General features: G+C 74.2%; 15 protein-coding genes. 9 read left to right on the top strand and 6 right to left on the bottom strand.

Features of this window, described 5'->3' with window-relative positions; all coding sequences use genetic code 11:
- Positions 1–39: 39 nt before the first annotated feature.
- Positions 40–1,182 (top strand): FUSC family protein, encoded by a 1,143-nt coding sequence (locus tag Q2K16_RS05185; RefSeq protein WP_302743869.1) that lies wholly within the window; start codon positions 40–42, stop codon positions 1,180–1,182.
- A 98-nt stretch (positions 1,183–1,280) separates the two neighbouring features.
- Complete coding sequence (gene nhaA / locus Q2K16_RS05180) at positions 1,281–2,624, top strand: Na+/H+ antiporter NhaA (protein ID WP_302743868.1); 1,344 nt, start codon at positions 1,281–1,283, stop codon at positions 2,622–2,624.
- 15 nt (positions 2,625–2,639) lie between these two features.
- Here nhaA and Q2K16_RS05175 read toward each other — a convergent pair whose 3' ends face one another.
- From Q2K16_RS05175 to Q2K16_RS05155, 5 genes are all read right to left on the bottom strand, one after another.
- Entirely contained in the window at positions 2,640–3,722 is a 1,083-nt protein-coding gene (locus tag Q2K16_RS05175) for an ABC transporter ATP-binding protein (protein ID WP_302743866.1), read from the bottom strand.
- A complete protein-coding gene (locus tag Q2K16_RS05170; RefSeq protein WP_489671901.1) occupies positions 3,704–4,534 on the bottom strand; it encodes an ABC transporter permease in 831 nt (276 codons plus the stop codon). The genes Q2K16_RS05175 and Q2K16_RS05170 overlap by 19 nt, the downstream gene beginning before the upstream one ends.
- Positions 4,510–5,292 carry a molybdate ABC transporter substrate-binding protein gene (gene modA, locus Q2K16_RS05165; RefSeq protein WP_489671851.1) on the bottom strand — a complete coding sequence of 261 codons (783 nt, stop codon included), beginning with the start codon at positions 5,290–5,292 and terminating at the stop codon, positions 4,510–4,512. Before modA ends, Q2K16_RS05170 begins: the two co-directional genes overlap by 25 nt.
- On the bottom strand, positions 5,289–5,714 hold the full coding sequence (locus Q2K16_RS05160) for a TOBE domain-containing protein (RefSeq protein ID WP_302743864.1): 426 nt from the start codon (positions 5,712–5,714) through the stop codon (positions 5,289–5,291). Before Q2K16_RS05160 ends, modA begins: the two co-directional genes overlap by 4 nt.
- Before the next feature lie 227 nt (positions 5,715–5,941).
- The gene (locus Q2K16_RS05155; RefSeq protein ID WP_302743863.1) at positions 5,942–8,005 is read right to left on the bottom strand and encodes a M4 family metallopeptidase; all 2,064 of its coding nucleotides are present in this window, start codon (positions 8,003–8,005) and stop codon (positions 5,942–5,944) included.
- 451 nt (positions 8,006–8,456) lie between these two features.
- Here Q2K16_RS05155 and Q2K16_RS05150 point away from each other — a divergent pair, with 451 nt between their 5' ends.
- The 7 genes from Q2K16_RS05150 (at position 8,457) to fxsT (ending at position 18,520) form a co-directional block, all read left to right on the top strand.
- Entirely contained in the window at positions 8,457–9,359 is a 903-nt protein-coding gene (locus Q2K16_RS05150) for a DUF4231 domain-containing protein (RefSeq protein ID WP_302743862.1), read from the top strand.
- A gap of 96 nt (positions 9,360–9,455) precedes the next feature.
- Entirely contained in the window at positions 9,456–9,629 is a 174-nt protein-coding gene (locus tag Q2K16_RS05145; RefSeq protein ID WP_302743861.1) for a hypothetical protein, read from the top strand.
- Positions 9,601–11,925 carry an FxsB family cyclophane-forming radical SAM/SPASM peptide maturase gene (locus Q2K16_RS05140; protein WP_302743860.1) on the top strand — a complete coding sequence of 775 codons (2,325 nt, stop codon included), beginning with the start codon at positions 9,601–9,603 and terminating at the stop codon, positions 11,923–11,925. Before Q2K16_RS05145 ends, Q2K16_RS05140 begins: the two co-directional genes overlap by 29 nt.
- Positions 11,916–12,710 (top strand): AAC(3) family N-acetyltransferase, encoded by a 795-nt coding sequence (locus tag Q2K16_RS05135; RefSeq protein ID WP_302743859.1) that lies wholly within the window; start codon positions 11,916–11,918, stop codon positions 12,708–12,710. The genes Q2K16_RS05140 and Q2K16_RS05135 overlap by 10 nt, the downstream gene beginning before the upstream one ends.
- 74 nt (positions 12,711–12,784) lie before the next feature.
- Positions 12,785–13,465, top strand: coding sequence for a TIR-like protein FxsC (locus Q2K16_RS05130; RefSeq protein ID WP_302743858.1), 681 nt, complete (start codon positions 12,785–12,787; stop codon positions 13,463–13,465).
- Complete coding sequence (locus Q2K16_RS05125; protein ID WP_302743857.1) at positions 13,452–14,615, top strand: TIR-like protein FxsC; 1,164 nt, start codon at positions 13,452–13,454, stop codon at positions 14,613–14,615. Before Q2K16_RS05130 ends, Q2K16_RS05125 begins: the two co-directional genes overlap by 14 nt.
- Positions 14,612–18,520 (top strand): FxSxx-COOH system tetratricopeptide repeat protein, encoded by a 3,909-nt coding sequence (gene fxsT / locus Q2K16_RS05120; RefSeq protein ID WP_302743856.1) that lies wholly within the window; start codon positions 14,612–14,614, stop codon positions 18,518–18,520. Before Q2K16_RS05125 ends, fxsT begins: the two co-directional genes overlap by 4 nt.
- Here fxsT and Q2K16_RS05115 read toward each other — a convergent pair.
- Positions 18,514–19,464 (bottom strand): alpha/beta fold hydrolase, encoded by a 951-nt coding sequence (locus Q2K16_RS05115; RefSeq protein WP_368052541.1) that lies wholly within the window; start codon positions 19,462–19,464, stop codon positions 18,514–18,516. The two genes, fxsT and Q2K16_RS05115, sit on opposite strands and share 7 nt — an antisense overlap.
- Positions 19,465–19,470 lie beyond the last annotated feature (6 nt).

Below are 19,470 nucleotides of genomic sequence, written 5' to 3'. Positions count from 1 at the left end.
GGGCGGGTTCGTCGGGGGCCGTCCCGGGTAACCGGGCCCATGGGTCAGACGGGCCGGGTGGCCGACGGGCGGTCGGCGGCGACCCGGCTCGGCGACCGGATCTGCGCCGTCGGGCGGGACTCGCACCGCCGGTTGCAGACGTACCTGATCGTCGCGGTGCAGGCCGGGCTGGCGGCGGCGCTGGCCTGGGTGCTGGCCCGGGAGGTGCTGGGCAACGCGGAGCCGACCTTCGCCCCGGCCGCCGCCGTCGGTGTGATCGCGGCGGCGTTGGGCAACCGGGCCCGGCGTACCGTCGAACTGGTCGTCGGGGTGGTGCTCGGCATCCTCGTCGGTGACCTGCTCATCCTGCTGGTCGGCACCGGTCCCTGGCAGACCGGCGTGATCGTCTTCCTGGCGATCACCGTCGCGGTGCTGGTCCGGGGCACCGGCGCGCTGGTGACCCAGGCCGGCGGTACGGCGGTGCTGATCGCCACGCTCACCCCGACCGCGCCGGACCTGGAACTGCCCCGCACGCTCAACGCGCTGATCGGCGGCGCGGTGGGTCTGTTCGTGGTGCTCGTGCTGGCCCCGCTGCATCCGCTGCGCACCGTGCGCCGGGTGGCCGGCCCGGCGCTGGAGCTGTTCGCCCGGGACCTGACCGCCTCCGGACGCGCCCTCGCGGGTCGGGACGCGGACGCCGCCGAGGGGGTCCTGGACCGGATGCGTGACGCCGAGCCGGAACTGCGTCGGCTCGGTGAGGTGATCGAGGCCGCCGACGAGGTGGTCCGGTTCTCCCCGGTGCGCTGGCGGCGACGCCGGGCGCTGGCCGCCTACCGGCACGGCGCCGACCACCTGGACCGGGCGTTCCGCAACAGCCGTTCGCTGGTCCGCCGGATCGGCTCCGCGCTGCGGGACGACGAGCCGGTGCCGGCCGGGTTGCCGGTCGCCGTGGCCGATCTCGGGGAGGCGGTCCGGCTGCTGCGCGGGGAGTTTCTCGGCACCCGCGAGCCGGTGCGTGCCCGGGAACGGGTGCTCGACGCCGTCCGGGCCGCCGGTGCCGCCTGCCGGCAGGAGGTCGGCTTCTCCGGCACCATCGTCGTGTCCCAGCTCCGGACGGTCGCCAACGACCTGCTGCGGGCCACCGGGGTGCCACGCGACGAGGCCCGACGGCTGGTCCGCCGGGCCGCCGCCGGCCAGCGCTGACCCGGCGGCCGGCCGCCGTACCGGATAGGGTTGCCCCAGGTGTGCCGGGAAGTCTGGTCGGCGGTCGATGACGCGACCCCTGCCGACGAGGAGTTTCCGTGACCGACGCCGACCGGCGCCGTACCAGCCTGTTCGCCCGCCGCTCGTGGGGCGAGACCAGCCGCATCTCCAGCATTCTCCGCAAGGAGACCGTCGGCGGGGCGCTCCTGCTCGTCGGGGCGCTCATGGCGCTGATCTGGTCGAATTCCCCCTGGTCGGGGGCGTACCAGGCATTACGGGACACCACCGTCGGCCCGGCGTCGTGGCACCTGGACCTCAGCCTGGCGACCTGGGCCGCCGACGGTCTGCTGGCGGTGTTCTTCTTCGTCGCCGGCCTGGAACTCAAGCGCGAGTTCGTCGCCGGCGACCTGCGCGATCCCCGACGGGCGGCGGTGCCGGTGGCGGCGGCCGTCGGCGGGGTGATAGCGCCGGCGGTGCTGTACTACCTGATCGCCGCTGGAGCGGGGGGCGACGCCGGGCGGGGCTGGGCCATCCCGACCGCCACCGACATCGCATTCGCCCTGGCGGTGCTCGCCGTGGTGGGCCGTTTCCTGCCGTCGGCGTTGCGGACCTTCCTGCTCACCCTGGCGGTGGTCGACGACCTGCTCGCCATCATGATCATCGCGGTCTTCTACACCGCGGACCTGTCCGTCGCCCCGCTGCTGGGCGCGCTGCTGCCGCTCGCCGCGTTCGGGATCCTGGTGCAGCGCCGCATCCGGTCGTGGTGGCTGCTGCTGCCGTTCGCCGCCCTCACCTGGGTGCTGGTGCACGAGTCGGGGGTGCACGCCACCGTGGCCGGCGTCCTGCTCGCCTTCACCGTGCCGGTGGTCCGCAGCGCGGCGGCCGGCGGCCCGGACGCCGGCCCCGGCCTGGCCGAGCACTTCGAGCACCGGGTGCGGCCGGTCTCCGCCGGCATCGCCGTGCCGGTGTTCGCGTTCCTCTCCGCCGGGGTCACCGTCGGCGGGTTCGCCGGGCTGGCCACCGCGTTGACCGACCGGGTGGCGGTGGGCATCGCCGTGGGCCTGGTCGTCGGCAAGCCGATCGGCATCCTGACCGCGACCTGGCTGGTGTCCCGGTTCACCCGGGTCGACCCCGACGAGGGTCTCAACTGGCTCGACGCGTTCGGGCTCGCGCTGCTCGGCGGGATCGGCTTCACCGTCTCACTGCTGATCGGGGAGCTGGCGTTCGGCCTGGGCAGCGCCCGTGACGACCACGCCAAGGTGGCGGTGCTCGCCGGTTCGCTGCTGTCGGCGCTGCTGGCCAGCGTCGTCCTGCGCGTCCGCAGCCGGGTTTACCGGCGGGTCCACGAGGCCGAGAGCGTCGACCTGGACCGCGACGGCGTGCCTGACGTCTTCCAGCCGGAGCCGCCCCGACCCGCCGACGGCCCGCCGGTCCCGAGGTGACCGCCGGCCCGGCGGTCAGGGCCCGACCGGGTACGCCCGGGTGTCGTCGGCCGCGACGCTCGCCCAGACCTGCTGCCCGGGGAGCAGCCGCAGGCCGGCGGCGACGGCGGGGGTGACGTCGGCGACGGTGTCGAGCGCCCCGGTGAGCTGCACCCGCAGGTGGTCGCCGTGCCGGTGCACCCCGGCGACGGTGGCCGGCCAGCCGTGCCGGGTGGTGCCGTCGGGGCGGTGCGGGTGCAGCCTCACGGCGGTGGGCGCGAAGACCACGAAGGCGTCGCCGTCGAGCCGGTCGGCGGTCGGCACGGCCAACCCTTCGGCGAGCCGGACCCGCCGCCCGTCGGCCCGGCCCCGGTGCAGGTTCAGCCCGACCAGCCGGGCGACGTAGTCGGTGCGCGGCCGGCGGGTGACCGTGGCCGGGTCGCCCTCCTGGACCACCCGGCCGTCCTCGACGACGACCAGCCGGTCGGCCAGCGCCAGGGCGTCCAGCGGGTCGTGGGTGACCAGCACGGCCGCCCCGGCGTGGTCGGTGAGGTGACGGTGCAGTTCGGCGCGGGTGTCCAGCCGGGTGCGGGCGTCGAGCGCGGCCAGCGGCTCGTCGAGCAGCAGCAGGGTCGGGTGGACGGCGAGCGCGCGGGCCAGGGCGACCCGCTGGGCCTGCCCGCCGGAGAGCTGCCGGGGCCGCCGCCCGGCGTACCCGGCCAGGCCCACCCGGTCCAGCCACCGGTCGGCCCGCGCCCGGGCGGCCCGCCGGGGCAGGCCCTGCCGGCGGGGACCGAACGCGACGTTGTCCCGGGCGGTCAGGTGCGGGAAGAGCAGGTAGTCCTGGAACACCACGCCGACCGGTCGGCGCTCCGGCCGGACGAACCGCCGCGCGTCCGGCTGGTCCAGCACCGTCGAGTCGAGGCGCAGCCGTCCGGCGCCGAGCGGATGCAGCCCGGCGAGGACGCGCAGCGCGGTGGTCTTGCCGGCGCCGTTCGGCCCGAGCAGCGCGACCACCTCCCCGGCGGCGACGTGCAGCCGGACGTCGAGCCGGAACCCGGCCCGGTCGACGACCAGGTGCCCGTCGAGCAGCGGCGGTGTCACGGGCCGCTGATCCATCTGTCGCGCAGTCCGGCGAGGATCACCACCGAGACGGTGAGCAGCACCAGACTGAGCACCACGGCGGCCTCCAGGTCGGTCTCCAGGGCCAGGTATACCGCGAGCGGCATGGTCTGGGTACGGCCCGGATAGTTGCCGGCGAAGGTGATGGTCGCGCCGAACTCGCCGAGCGCGCGGGCCCAGCACAGCACCGCCCCGGCGGCGACCCCGGGGCCGACCAGCGGCAGGGTGACCCGGGTGAAGGTGGTCCACCGGCCCGCGCCCAGGGTGGCTGCGGCCTCCTCGTAGCGGTGGTCGACGCCGCGCAGCGCCCCCTCCACCGCGATGATCAGGAACGGCATCGCCACGAACGCCTCGGCGAGCACCACGCCGGTGGTGGTGAACGGCAGCGTGACACCGAAGGTGGCGTCCAGCCAGCCGCCGACCGGCCCGCGCCGGCCGAAGACCAGCAGCAGCGCCACCCCGCCGACCACCGGTGGCAGCACCAGCGGCACGGTGACCAGCGCCCGGACCAGCCGCCGGCCGGGGAACTCCACCCGGGCCAGCAGCCACGCCAGGGGTACGCCCAGCGCCAGGCAGAGCAGCGTGGCGAGGGTGGCGCACTGCACCGACAGCCGCAGCGCGGTGAGCATCCCGGGCGCGGTGAGGCGCGGTCCCAGCGACGTCCACGGGGCGCGCAGCAGCAGCCCGCCCAGCGGCAGCACCAGGAACAGCAACCCCACGGCGGCCGGTACGAGCAGTGCGACCGGCACCCGTTGACCGGTGCCGCGTCGGCGGGTGGACGCGGTCACCGGCCTGCCGGTGGCTGGAATCCGGCGTCGGTGAGGACGGCCCGGCCGGGTGCGGACCGGACCAGCGCGACGAAGGCGCGGGCGGCGGTGGGGTTCGGCGCGTCGGTGAGCACCACGATCGGGTAGTCGTTGGCGGCGCGGGCGGACTCGGGGAACTCGATGCCGTCGACCTCCCGGTCGGCCGCGCGGGCGTCGGTGCGGTAGACCAGCGCCGCGTCGACCTCGCCGAGTTTCACCTTGGCCAGTGCCCCCCTGACGTCCTGTTCGAGGGTGACCGGGGTGACCCGTACGCCGGCCGCGTCCAGGGCGGTGCTCGCCGCCGCCCCGCACGGCACCTGGGCGGCGCACAGCGCGACCTTCAACCCCGGCCGGGTCAGGTCGGCCAGGCCGGTGAGGCGCTGCGGATTGCCCTGCGGCACGGCGATGACGAGCTGGTTGCGGGCGAAGACGGTGGGGGCGTCGGCGGCGTGACCGGCGTCGGTGACGGTGGCCATGTTCCTCGGGGCGGCCGAGGCGAACACGTCGGCGGGCGCGCCCTGGGTGATCTGGGTGGCCAGGGCGGAGCTACCGGCGAAGTTGAAGGTGACCGTCGTGCCCGGATGCTCGGCCTCGAACCGCCGGCCGAGGGTGGTGAACGACTCGGTCAGCGACGCGGCGGCGAAGACGGTCAGCGTGCCGCGCGGCCCACCGTCGGCGGCCGGTGCGGTGGTCCCGTCCGCGCATCCGGCCAGGGCGAGGAGGGCCGCGACGAGGGGGACGACTACGGCGCGGCGGGTCACGGGTCGGTCCTTGTCCTGGTGGGGCCGGTGGGCGCGGGACGCTCCACCACGACGGTGGTCGACTTGATCACGGCGACGGCCACCGAGCCGACCCGCAGGTCCAGTTCGTCGACGGCCTCGCGGCTCATCAGGGAGACGATCCGGAACGGCCCGGCCTGGATGTCGACCTGGGCCATCACGGTGTCCCGGACGACGGCGGTGACGATCCCGCGTAGCCGGTTGCGGGCCGAGGAGAACTCGGCCCCCTCGTCGGGGGCGGCGGACTGGGCGTGGACGAAGCCGGCCAGGTCCACGCCGTCGACGAGCCGGTGGCCGTGGGCGTCCCGCCGGGCGGGCAGCCGGCCGGCGTCCACCCAGCGCCGTACGGTGTCGGCGCTGACTCCGAGCAACTCGGCGGCCTCGCTGATCCGGAACACGCTCACCCGGTCACCCTAGCGACCCGCACCTGCCCACCGGAAGTAGGTATCCCCCTCGCGGCTGCGGACCATTGAGCCGTAATCGGCTCGTAGTCGCGGGTGACGGCGGAAGCCGGTCGGCCGGCGGGTGGACCCGGGCCGGCCCCGGGTGGCCGGGAGAGCGGGTGGGGCGGACACGCCGACGGCCGGCCGTCGCGGGTGGCGACGACCGGCCGCTGCCGGCGGTGGGAGGGTCAGCTCAGGGTGAGCGCGGTGTCGTCCACCACGAAGGACGTCTGAAGGCTGCTGTCCTCCACCCCGCTGAACGAGATGGTGACGGTGCTGCCCGCCAGCGCGGACACGTCGAAGCTGCGCTGCACGTAGCCGCTGGCGGCGTTGACGTTGGAGTACGTCGCCAGGGTGGTGCTGCCGGCCTTGACGGTCAGCTTGTCGTACGCCGTGCTGCCCGACTCGGCCGTGTCGATGTGCAGCCAGAAGGACAGGGTGGCCCGGCAACCGGCCGGGATGCTCACCGACTGGGTGAGGGTGTCGGTGTGGGTCGAGCCGTACCCGTCGAGCCACGCCTTGTACGAGCCACCGTGCGCGGCCTGGCTGGCCGACGAGGTGATCACGCCCGAGGTGGCGGTCCAGCCGGTGCTGCCGGACTCGAAGCCGGGGTTGGTCAGCTTCTGGCCCGAGCAGCCGCCCGAGGTCGGGGTGGGCGTCGGGGTGGAGGTCGCGGTCGGGGTGGGCGTCGGGGTGCCGCCGGTGCAGGTCGGGTCGCCGGACTGCGCCGGCACGCTCACCGCGTCCCAGGCGGCCTTGACCGTGTTGAACTCGGTGCAGCTGCCCGGGTAGAGGGTCTTGGCGGCCTGCAACGTCCAGGTGCGGTACTTCAGGTACGACGAGGTGGTCGTCTTGAGCAGCATCGCGTTGTACATGATCTTGATGGCCTTCTGGATGCCGAGGCCGGTCACGGTGCTGCTGTTGCAGGTCGGGCTGGTCGGCTGCCCGTTGGTCGGGTTGCTGCCCATGGCCAGCAGGTAGAACCAGTGGTTGCCCGGGCCGGCCGCCGCGTGCACCTCCTGGCTTGGGATGCTGCTGGAGTAGCAGTTCGCGTCGCCGAGCGCGGACGGGTTGTACATGTTGCGGATCGGGCCGCTGCCGACCAGGTTGATCTTCTCGCCGACGAGGAAGTCCGGCGCGTCGTACGTGGACGGCTCGTTGGCGAACCACTCGGTGGCCGCGCCGAAGGTGTCGGCGACGAACTCCTGGGTGTTGCCCCGGGAGATGCCGCCGGGGGTGGTGTCGTCGATGCCGTGGCCGATCTCGTGGGCCACCACGTCGAGCGAGCCGATCCACTGCCCGGCGGTGTTCTTGCCGATCTGCACCTGGGAGCCGTCGTAGTAGGCGTTCTGGTCGTTGAGGCCGACCCGGATGGGCCACGCACCACCGCTGCCGTTCGCGCCGTTACGACCCAGCCACTGCGTCAGCATCTTGTGCTCGGTCTGCGCCGAGAACAGGGCGTCGACGCAGCCGGTCTCCTTGTTGGTGCCGGTGCCGTTGCCCCAGACGTCGTCCGAGCCGGAGAAGGTGGTGTTGTTCGCGGCGTCCTGGCAGCTCAGGTTGGTGATGCTCGGGTCCTTCAGTGAGTAGGTGCTGCCCGACTGGGTGGTGTTCAGGGTGACCGGGCCGTTCCACACGCCGGTGCCCGTGCCCCGCACGACGTGCTCCTGGGTGTCCAGCACCGCGCCGGTGGCGGCGTCCACGTCGACGGTCAGCCGGCTGGGACCGTCCGCGCCGGTGCCGGTGACGGTGGTCTCCCAGGCCAGCGTGGGCCGGGCGCCGAGGGTGTGCACGACCAGCGCGGTGCCCTCGACGCCGCTGACCTTGCGCAGTTGGGCGCGGGCGGTCCGCTCCGCCGCGGCGGCGGTCAGCTTCGGCGTGGTGGACAGGTTCCCGATGCTCTGCTGCTGGGCGACGGAGGCGTAGGTGACCTCGCCGGTGGCGGTGGTCGCCAGGACGAAGTCGCCGCCGACCACGCGCAGGCCCTTGTAGGTGCGTTCGTACGGGACGTACTGGATGCCCTCGGAGGCGATGACGGGCCGTTGCACGAACGCGTCGTCGGCGCTCGCGTGCAGGTAGGCGGGACGGCTGGCGACCAGCGAGCTGGCCGCGCCGACGGCGGCGGCCCGGGCCTGGGCCGGGTCGGGGACGGGGTGGGACGGCGCGGCCTGGACCGCTGCGGCGGTGCCCGCGGCGATCAGGCCGGCCGCGACCGCGCCGGAGAGCGCGACGAGGCGGGGTGAGAGCGTCAAGGGGGGTGCTCCTGTTCTCGGGCGGCGTCGCGGTGCCTGGTGGGGTCGCGCGCCGGTGCTGCATGAGGCATGGTCGCGACGGGTGGTCTCCGGGCTGCCGGCGGGCCCGGTGGGGGTGACTGTCCGTCGCGTGTCGCCGGGGGTTGGCGACTGCTGGAGGCACGATCACACGGGCAGGCACCCATATCAATGGGTTGACCCGGGCAACCATGCGTCCGGGCTGCCGAAACCCCTGTTGCCAGGTGATGAACGATCGTCGACCACCCCGGTCTGAACAGGTGATCCCCGTCGATCTAGGGCCGGCCGGCCGCCCCAGTTGCGGGTTTTCGCCGGAACGCGCGCCGGATGCGCATACACCCGGTCGACCAGCAGTACGACAACGTCGTCATGTCCGTCGTGCTCGGCCCGTCGGGCACGAGTCGGATGGGCGTCGATCGCCTACCATGCGGCTGTGCCGGATATCGACGCGTCCCTCGCCGCCGGGCAGGTCTGGCGGGGGCAGGGCGACTGGTCGCAGGCCGCCCGACGGGCCAAGCGGCGGATCACCACCGGGCGGAGGGCGGTCGCCGCACTGACCGCAACCGCCGCCGTCGCCGGCACCGCGGCGGCCCGGCTGGCCGCGTCCGCGCCCACCGCCGGCCGGGTGCTGGCGCTCGTCGCCGCCCTGTCGCTGCTGCTGACGCCGGTGCTCGGCCGCCGCGCCTCCCGCGACGCGGTGGCCGTCTGGACCCGGCTCCGGGCGGTCTCCGAGGCGTCGAAGGCGGAGTTGTACCGCTACCTCGCCCGCGTCGCCCCCTACGCCGGCACCGACGCCGACGCCGTCCTGCTGCACCGCTACGGACTGCTCGTCGACGGCGTCGGCGACCTGGTCGGGCACATCCTCGACGGCGCCCCGGCCGACCGTCCGCTGCCGCCGGTCACCGACGTGCCGAGCTACCTGGTCGAACGGGTGCAGCGACAGATCGACGGCTACTACCTGCCGGCGGCGCGGCAGGCCGGCCGCGCCGCCGCCCGGCTCGGTCGCGCGGCGACCGCGTTGACCGTCCTGGCCGCCGTGCTCTCCGCCGTGGTCGGGGTGTTCGGCGACGGACTCGGCCTGACCGCGTGGGTGGGGGTGGTCGCGGTGGTCTCCACCGCGCTGGTCGGCTACGGCGCGGCCGAACGCTACGAACAACAACACCTGGAGTACGCCCGGACGGCCGACCAACTGACCCGGCTGCGGCTGACCCGGGCGGCCGGGCTGGGCTGGACCGACGACGAGGCGCTCGTCGCCGAGGCCGAGCGGATCATCGCCCAGTCCAACGCGGCCTGGATGGCCAAGATGATCGAGGACGATGGCGCTGCGCAGCAGTGACATGACGGGCTGTGGCGGATAGCATCATCGATATCCGTGATTGGTCGTCGACGTGGACGGACGTCCGTCCACCTCCGACACAGATGGGGGCCCGACGTGGACCGCACCCAACGCCCGTCCGATCCGTTCCCGGCGCCGCTGAGCGACGTGCGACGGACGCCGCTCGGCCAGATCCCGGTCGAGCGGGCCGCCGCCGTGGCACGCATCGACGACCGCCGGGCCACCCACCCGACCCGGGTCGATGTCGCCGCCTTCAGCTCGCACGTCTGACCCGGCCACCGCGCCCCGCTCCCCGGTCACCCCGCTCAGCCAGTACGTCCTCAAGCTGGCCAGCCGGTGCGACCTGGCGTGTGACCACTGCTACGTCTACGAACACCCCGACCAGTCGTGGCGTCGTCAACCCCGGCTGATGACGCCCGACACGGTCGAGGCCACCGCCCGGCGGATCGCCGAACACGCCGCCACCCACCGGCTCAGCACGGTCCGGGTGGTCCTGCACGGCGGGGAACCCCTGCTCGCCGGCGCGGCCCGGCTCGCCACCACCGCCACCACCCTGCGCCTGACGATCGACCCGGTGACCCGGCTCGACCTGCGGATGCAGACCAACGGCGTGTTGCTCACCCCCGAGATCGCCGACGTCCTCGTCGCCCACGACGTCAAGGTGGGCGTCTCCCTGGACGGCGACCGCTCGGCCAACGACCGGCACCGCCGGTACGCCAACGGCGCGAGCAGCCACGACCAGGTGCGCCGGGCGTTGGCCCTGCTGCGCCGCCCCGCCTACCGCAGCTCCTACGCCGGGCTGCTGTGCACCGTCGACCTGGCCAACGACCCGCTGCGGGTCTACCTGGCGCTGCTCGCCGAGGAACCGCCCCGGATCGACTTCCTGCTGCCGCACGCCAACTGGGACCGCCCGCCCGCCCGCCCCGACGGGGCCGCCACCCCGTACGCGGACTGGCTGCTGACCATCCACCGGCGCTGGCTGGCCGACGGGCGGCCGGTGCCGATCCGGCTGCTGGAGTCCCTACTGGCCACGGCCACCGGCGGCAGCACCGGCACCGAGGCGGTCGGGCTCGCCCCGGCGGACCTGGTCGTGGTGGAGACCGACGGCAGCTTCGAGCAGGTCGACTCGCTCAAGTCCGCCTTCCACGGCGCCGCCGCCACCGGCCTGGACGTGTTCCGGCACGCCGTCGACGAGGCGGCGGCCCACCCCGGCATCGCCGTCCGCCAGTCCGGCCTGGCCGGCCTCTGCGCCACCTGCCGCTCCTGCCCGTTGGTGCGCCGCTGCGGCGGCGGCCTCGTCGCCCACCGGTACCGCTCGGGCACCGGCTTCGACAACCCGTCGGCCTACTGCGCGGACCTGGCCGCGTTGATCCGGGCCACCGCCGTCCCCGGCGGGCCGCCGGAGCAGCGGCCGGCCGACACGCTGCCCCCCGCCGTCCTGGCCGACCTCGGCTCCGGGCGGGGCGGCCCCGGGTCCGTGGGGCAGCTCGCCGCCGTCCACCACGGCATCGCCCGCGCGCTGACGGTCGCGCTCAGCCCCGCCGCCACCGCCGACCCGGTCGCGGCGGCCGGCTGGCACCTCCTGGTGGAGTTGGACGTGTCCGCGCCCGACGCCGTCGACCACGTGCTCACCCACCCGTTCGTCAGGCGGTGGGCGCAGCGGTGCCGGGCCGGGGCGAACGGCGACCTGCCCCACCTCGCCGCCGTCGCCGCCGCCGTGGCGGTCCGGGCCGGCGTCGACGCCGACCTCGTGCTGCCGGTGCGGGCCGGCGCGGTGCACCTGCCGACCCTCGGCGCGATCATGGTGGACACCGACGCGGCCACGGTGCCCGTCACGATCTCCGCCGGCGGCGTCGCGCTGCGGGCCGGCCGGCGACGGGTCCTGGTCCGGCCGGCCGTCGGACCCCACCCGGACCGCTGGCGGCCCACCCGGGCGGCCCACACCGACGACGGGACCGTCCTGCTGGAGGACACCGACCCGTACCGGGACTGCTTCGACCTGCCGGTGGCGGCCCGGCTCACCCCGGCGGTCGCCGACCGCTGGACGCGGCAGGTGCGCCGGGCTGTCGACCGCCTCGACACCGAGGCCGCCGGATACGCCGCCGGGGTACGCGCCCTGCTGCGCGCCGTGGTGCCGCTGCGCCCCGACCCGTCCGGCCGCGCCCGCAGCGCCGCCGCCCGGTCCGCGTTCGGCGCGGTCGCCGTCACCCCCGTCGCCGACGACGCCGCGTTGGCGGTGCTGCTCGTGCACGAGGTGCAACACCTCAAGCTGGACGCGGTGCTCGACGTCTGCGAGCTGTTCGACCCCGCCGACGCCCGACGGCTACGGGTGCCCTGGCGCGACGACCCCCGCCCGGTGGAGGGCGCGCTGCACGGCGTCTACGCCCACCTCGCCGTCGCCGACGTGTGGCGGCACCGCCCCGGCGTCGAGGCTGCGGCCCACCACCGGCGCTACCGGGAGTGGACCGACGGGACGGTCGACGCGCTGCTCGACCTCGGCAGCCTCACCGCCGATGGCGAGCGCTTCGTCAGCCGGATGCGCGCCACGCTGGACGGATGGCGGTGAACGACAGGTCCACCCTCGCCGCCGACCTGCGGGCGCTCGGGCTGCCCACCGGCGCGACCGTGCTGGTGCACTGCGCGCTGTCCCGGGTCCGCCCCGACCCGGCAGCGCCGGCCACCCTCCTCGCGGCGCTGCGCGACACCCTCGGCGACGACGGCACGGTGGTCGTGCCGACGCAGACCGCAGGCAACTCGGTGACCTCACCGGCGTTCCGGGCCGCCACGGCGGGGATGACCCCGGCCCAAGCCGCCGCCGTCGAGGCGGCCATCGTGCCGTTCGATCAGGCGCACAGCCCGGCGCAGGGGATGGGGGCGTTCGCCGAACACGTCCGCCGGCAGGTCGACGCCCGGCGCAGCGCCCACCCGCAGACCTCCTTCGCCGCCCTCGGCCCGGCCGCCGCCGCCCTGACCGCCCGGCACGACCTGGACTGCCACCTCGGCGACCGGTCCCCGCTGGGCGCGCTGTACGCCGCCGACGCCCTGGTGTTGCTGCTCGGCGTCGACTGGTCGGTGTGCACCGCGTTCCACCTCGCCGAGTACCGGTGCGCCCGGCCCGCCCCGCACCGGGCGTACCGCTGCTACCTGCGTGACCCGCAGGGCCGCCGGGTCCGCCGGGACTTCCGCGCCCCGCACCTGGACGACAGCGACTTCCCGCGGATCGGGGCGGCCGTGGTGGCCGACGGGGCGGTCCGCTGCGGGCCGGTGGGGGCCGCCGACAGCCACTGCGTGCGGCTGCGCCGCGCGGTCGACCTCGCCCACGGGTGGATGGATGAGCACCGACTGGCGTGAAGGGGACAGCGCGGGGTTGGCCACTGTCGATACTGTGGTCGGCCGGGAGCGGCGACGCCGGGCGGGAGCGGTAGGTGGCGGAGGAACAGTTCTGGGAGGACGAGAGCGCCCCCGTGTTCTTCCTCAGCTACGCCCGCACCCGCAACCGGGTGGCGGCGCCCCCACGGGACACCAACCAGAAGGTCTTCCAGCTCTTCGTCGACCTCTCCGACCACGTCGTCGAGCTGCTCGGCCTCGGGCCGGGCCGGACGGCCGGCTTCATGGACCGGATGCTCGACGGAGGGCAGCTGTGGACCGACGATCTCGCCTTCGCCGCCGGCCACTGCCAGGTCTTCATCCCGCTCATCTCCCCGCAGTACCTGCGCAGCCAGTGGTGCGCCCGGGAGTGGGACGCGTTCACCCGCAGGCGGGCGGTGCCCCGTCCGGACGCCGAGCCGTCGGCGGGGGAGACCCCGGTGATCCCGGTCAACTGGTCGGTGGTGGACCGGCGACGGGTGCCCGAGGTCGTGTCGCGGCGGCAGATGTTCAGCCCCACCCGGCTACCCTCGGACATCGCCCCGCAGTACCACGAGGAGGGCATCTACGGCCTGCTCAGCCTCGGCAGCAACGGCAAGGACGCCTACGACGCGGTGGTCTGGCGGTTGGCCCAGCGGATCGCCCGCGCGTACCGCACGCACTCGGTCGAGCCGGCCGTCCCGACCGACCTGCGGCAGCTGCGCGACCGGTTCGAGGAGGACGGGCATGACCTGGTCTGACACCTCCCCGGTCGGGGTCCCCGGGCAGGAGACCTACTTCTTCCTCAGCTACGCGCACTCCGTCCCGCTGTCCGACGCCGCCCGGCCGGACACCGACTACTGGGTCGGCAAGTTCTTCCAGGATCTCGCCAGGGCGGTCCGGGAGCACCCCCGACGCACCGTCGAGATCGAGGCGGGCTTCTTCGACGGCCAGGTCGTCCCCGGCGCCGACCTGCGCCGTACGCTCACCGACGCGCTCAGCGTCACGCACGTGTTCGTGCCGCTCTACTCCCCGAACTACTTCCGCAACGCCTGGGCGCTGGGCGAACGGGACTCGTTCCGCAGCCGGCTGGCCCGGCTGCCGGCGGGCCACGCCGACCGGCACCTGCTGCCGGTGCTCTGGATGCCGTTGCCGTCCTGGGAGGACCGTCCCGAGATCGTCCAGGCGCTGGCGTTGACCGACGACCCCGACGACCGCGCCGACTACGCCGAGAACGGGCTGCGCGCGCTGTGCAAGCTCAGCGCCTACGGCCGGCAGTACCGGCGGCTGCGCGACGCGTTGGCCGACCGGATCGTGACGGTGACCGAGCAGCAACCGCTCGCCCGGTCCCGGGCGGCGACGCTGACCAGCCGGCCGGTCCCCGACGGTCCGGGCACCGCGCTGGTGGTCACCACCCTCGCCGCCGACCGGGCCCGCTGGCGGCCCTACGGCGACCAGCACCAACTGGCGGTCGCCGACTACGTGGCCGCGACCGCCGAGCGGCTCGGTCTGCCCACCCGGGTGGTCGGGCTGGCCGAGGCCCGCGACCAGGCCCCGCACAGCCCGGCGGTGGTGCTGGTGGACGCCGGTGTCGGGGTCGACGCCGCCCGCGCCGCGCTCGACGGGCTGCCGCAGTGGGTGGTCCCGCTCGTCATCGCCGCCGACCATGCGCGTGGCGAGCCGACACCCGAGGAGATCGCCGGTACCTTGCAGGACGCCCGGTTTCCCCGGGTGCTGCCGGTGCGCACCATCGACGAGTTCGAGCGCTGCGCGCCACTGCTGGTCACCGAGGCGCGCAAACAGTTCCTCCGGCACGGGCCGGTCGATCCGCCGGAGGGCCCGCACGATCCGAAGCCGAGCCTGGGGCCGGCCGGACCGTTCGACGTACGGCGAGGGAAGGCAGAACGATGACTCCACCCCGCGACGGCCAGGTCGTCACCTTCTACTCGTACAAGGGTGGCACCGGTCGCACCATGGCGCTGGCGAACACCGCCTGGATCCTCGCCGCGAACGGCCACCAGGTGCTCGTCGCCGACTGGGACCTGGAATCCCCCGGCCTGCACCGGTTCTTCGCGCCGTTCCTCGACCCTGACCAGGTCGCCTCCACCGGCGGGGTGATGGACCTGATCCTGGATTACGAGTGGGAGAACGCCCGCCGTCGGCGCGAGGGCGACGACACCCGCCCCGGCGACTGGCACCGCCAGTACGCCCGGGTCCACAAGCACGCCTTCTCGGTGAGCTGGGAGTTCCCCGGCGGCGGCACCCTGGACCTGCTGCTCGCCGGCCGGCACAACCCCGACTACGCCACCAGCGTCACCGGGTTGAACTGGGACAACTTCTACAACCGGCTCGGCGGGGCGCAGTTCTTCGACGCGCTGCGGGCGGACATGAAGCGGCACTACGACTACACCCTGATCGACAGCCGCACCGGCATCAGCGACGTCGCCGAGATCTGCACCATCCACCTGCCCGACGTGCTGGTCGACTGCTTCACCCTCAGCGACCAGGGCATCGACGGTGCCGCCTCGGTCGCCGCCCGGGTACGCGGCTACGAGGGCCGCCGCGCCCGCCGGGTGCTGCCGGTGCCGATGCGCGTCGACGAGGGGGAGAAGACCAAGACCGACGCCGGCCGGGCGCTGGCCATGCAGCGGTTCGCCGGCCTGCCCAGCGGCATGACCGAGCTGGAACGGCAGGACTACTGGCTCTCCGTCGAGGTCCCCTACCGGGCCTACTACGCCTACGAGGAGACCCTGGCGACGTTCGGCGACGTGCCGGGCAGCCGGGGCCTGCTGTCGGCGTACGAGGCGCTGACCCGGCACATCACCAACGGCACGGTCGCCGGGCTGCCCCGGATGGACGAGGGACTGCGCCGGCAGACCTTCCAACGTTTCGAACGCAAGCCGGTGATCGTCGACGAGTTGATCGTGCTGCGGTACGTGCCGGAGGACCAGGCGTGGGCGGAGTGGGTGCAGTCCGCGCTGCACGCCGTCGACCTGCGGGTGCTGGCCGTCCCGGTGGGTGCCCCGGCGACGGTGCCGGCCGGCGCGGCCTCCCGCGAGCTGCACCTGGTCTCCCGCGACTACCTCGCCGCCCGCCGGGCCCTCGGCGGGGTCGCCCGGCAGGCGGGTTCCCCCGTGCTCGCGCTGCACCTGGACGACACCACCCCGTCGGTGGACACCCCGCCGGGCAGTTGGGCCACCGTCTACGAGCGGGGTGCCGCAGCCGCCGCCGAGCAGGTGTGGGAGCTGGTCGGCCGGTCCACCGACGGGCGGGACAGGCCGGTGCCGGCGACCCGCTACCCCGGCGTCGAGCCGCTGGTCTTCTACGCCCCGGCGCGCAACGTGCGGTTCACCGGCCGGGACCGGCTGCTGCTGACCCTGCGCGAGGAGCTGAAGACGGCGGCGCGGGAGCGGGTCCCGGTGGCGCTGCGCGGCGGGGCCGGCATCGGCAAGACCCAGCTCGCCACCGAGTACGCCTACCGTTTCCACGGCGCGTACGACGTGATCTGGTGGGTGGACGCCGACCCGGCGCAGTTCATCGACGTCCGTTTCGCCGACCTGGGCCGCCGGCTCAGCCTGCCGGACCTGCAGAACGTGCCGGACAACGCCCGGGCGGTGCGGGACTGGTTCAGCCACGGTGGCGGCCGGGGCGTCGACGAGCCGCCGCTGCGCTGGCTGATCGTCTTCGACAACGTCGACCAGTACGAGGACGTCCGGGACTACCTCCCCCAGGGCGAGGGGCACGTGTTGGTGACCACCCGCAACCCGGACTGGGGTGACCTGGCCCGCGCGGTCGACGTGGACGCCTTCCAGCGCGGCGAGAGCGTCAGCCACCTGATCGGCCGGACCAGCCGCCGGGGCATGACCGTGGCCGAGGCGCAGCAGGTCGCCGAGGCGGTGGAGGACGTGCCGATCCTGGTGGCGCTGGCCGGCGCGTGGCTGGCGGAGAGCCCCGACTCGGTCGCCACGTACCTGGCCGGGCTGGCCCGCACCGGCCCCGACAGCGACGTGTGGGGCCGCTCGCTGGCCGGCCTGCGGCAGCAGTCCCCGGGCGCCTACCGGCTGCTGCAACTCGGTTCGGTGCTCGCCCCCGACATCGCCCTCGACCTGCTCTACGGCGACCAGGTGGCGAAGGTCATCGCTCCGCACGACCCGCTGGTCGCCGCGCAGGTCACCGACCGGGTCTCCGAACGGGACATCGCCGCCGCGCTGGTCCAGCGGATCAACCGGCTCGCCCTGATCAAGGTGGACCTGCACGCCCAGCGGGTGCAGATCCACCGGCTGCTCCAGGCGGCGTTGCGGTCCCGGATGTCCGAGCAGGAACTGGCCGAGGTCAAGCACGACGTGCACCGCATCCTTGCCGGTTCCCGCCCCTCCGGGGAGGTGGACGACCCGGCCTTCCAGTCCGGCTACCGGCACCTGTGGCCGCACCTGGACGGTTCGGAGGCGGTGTCCTGCCACGACGACACCGTCCGGCAGTTGGTCATCGACCGGGTCCGGTACATCTTCCTCAACGGCGGTTTCGAGCAGGGCGCGCAGTACGCCCGGGAGGTCGACAAGATCTGGACGACCATGCTGGAGGGGTTGTCCCCGGACACCGGCGCCCACCGCTCGCTGCGCGTGCAACTGCTGAACCTGCGCTTCAACCGGGCCAACCTGCTGCGCAGCCTTGGCCTGTTCGAGCAGGCCCGGACCCTCGACGACGAGACGCTGCGCCAGCAGAGGGAGCTGATCGGCGAGAACCACCCGTACACCCTGATGACCGCCGGCGGGTACGCGGCGGACCTGCGCGCCCTCGGTCGTTACCGGGAGGCGCTGGAGCAGGATCTGCGCACCTACGAGGCGTCCGTGGAGGTGTTCGGGGAGGACCACCGGCGCACCCTGAACGCGGCCAACAACCTGGCCGCCTCGTACCGGCTCTCCGGCGACTTCGTCCGGGCGCTCGACATCGACCAGACCACCTACCGCCGGCTGCGGGTCGTGCTCGGCCCGGAGCATCCCCGTACCCTGCTCTCGGCCAACAACTACGCGCGTGACCTGCGGGAGATTGGCGACTACCAGACCTCGGCGGCGTTGCTGGGGGAGGTGGTCGAGGCGTACCGCCGTGTCTTCGGCGAGGAGTTCCGTCCCGTGCTCACCGCGCAGGCGAACCTGGCGACGTCGTTGCGCAGCACCGGCCGGATCGCCGAGGCGGGTCGGCTGCTCGACGACGCCTACACCCGGCTGCGCTCCACCGTCGGACCGACCAACCCGGACACCCTGCTGTGCCGGTTGAGCCGGACGGCCAACCTGATGCTCCAGGGTCAGGCGGCGCAGGCCCGGTCGGAGCTGCAGGAGATGCAGCGGACGCTCACCCAGGTGTTCGGGGCACAGCACCCCTACACGCTGGTGTGTGAACTCAACCGGGGGGTGGCGCTGTGGGACGCGGGGGTGCAGGAGGAGGCGTACGCGTTCACGATGGCCGCGGCCGACGGGCTGCGGGAGGTGCTCGGACCCGAGCATCCGTTCAGCATGGGCGCGGACAACAACGCCGCCGTCTTCACCATCCTCAACGGGCAGGGCGAGGAGGGCTTCGCCCGGTTGCAGGCCGTGGTGGCCCGACTGACCGCGGTGCTGGGGGCCGACCACCCGGACACGCTGCGCAGCCTCGGCAACGTGGAGACGGCCCGGCAGGCGGCGAGCGGGGGAGTGGTCAGCATCGGGCGGATGCGGCTGGCGGACCGGCTCGCCGACCGGATCGGGCAGGAGCACCCGAGCGTGGTGGTGCTGCGCGACGGGCGGTACGTGCGGCGGGTCCTCGACCCGCACCCCTACTGACCGGGCCGGGCGCCGATGAGCACGTCAGAGTTCACCGGCGTCCCCGCTTCGGTGAGCCAGCGCAGGATGCGCGGCAGTTGTTGCATGGCGTCGAAATGGGCCGCGCCCGGCTGCACCTCGATCTCGGCACCCGGAATCCGGTCGGCCAACCAGCGGCCGTGGCTGGCCGGAGCGAAGGTGTCCTCCGCACCGTGCCACAGCCGCACCGGGGTGGCCATGGTGTCGATCGCGTCGAGGTCGAACTTCCAGTTCCGGCGCAGCGCCAACACGTCGTCGATCCAGCCGTACGGGCCGGCCCGCAACGCCTCCTGGTAGGTGTCGAAGATGATCCCGCGCAGCGCCGCGTCGTTGATCGCCCGGAGGTCGGGGAGACCCATCTGCGTCATCAGGTCCCGCAGCAGGAACCGGGGGTCCTCGGCGGCCCGGGCGGCCCGCTGCCGGATCTCCTCCACCACGGTGTCGGTGTCCGGCCGCTCGGCCCCGAATCCCCGTTGGTTGTCGGTGTTCATGCCGTCGAACCAGTCCAGGCCGGTGGCGTCCGACGGGGCAAGGCTGACCAGCACCGCGACCCGGCTCACCCGGCCGCGCAGGCGTTCGTCGGCGGCGCAGGAAAGCGCGTGCGGACCGCCACCGGAGCGGCCGGCGACCGCGAACCGGCCCAGTTGGAGCTGGTCGGCGATGGCCTCCACGTCCCGCGCCGCGTCGGCCACGTCCCGGCCCTCGAACCGGTCGGAGTCGCCGTAACCGGGGCGGTCGTAGGCGATCAACCGGATGCCCATGCGGTAGAGCACGATGCCCCGGGGTTTCGGCCCCCGGCGGCTGCCGGGCGTGCCGTGCATCAGGAAGACGGGGAACCCGTCGGGAGCACCGGTCTCCTCGTACGCCACCCGCTTGTTGTCCGCGCGGTGGGCGTATCGCGGCCCAGGCTCACCTTCTCGGGTCACTCCAGC

The organism is Micromonospora cynarisoli, from assembly GCF_030518815.1.
In the GTDB taxonomy this organism is placed as follows: domain Bacteria; phylum Actinomycetota; class Actinomycetes; order Mycobacteriales; family Micromonosporaceae; genus Micromonospora; species Micromonospora wenchangensis.
The sequence above is the reverse complement of the archived record's forward strand: the minus strand, read 5'-3'. Positions and strand labels throughout refer to the sequence as shown.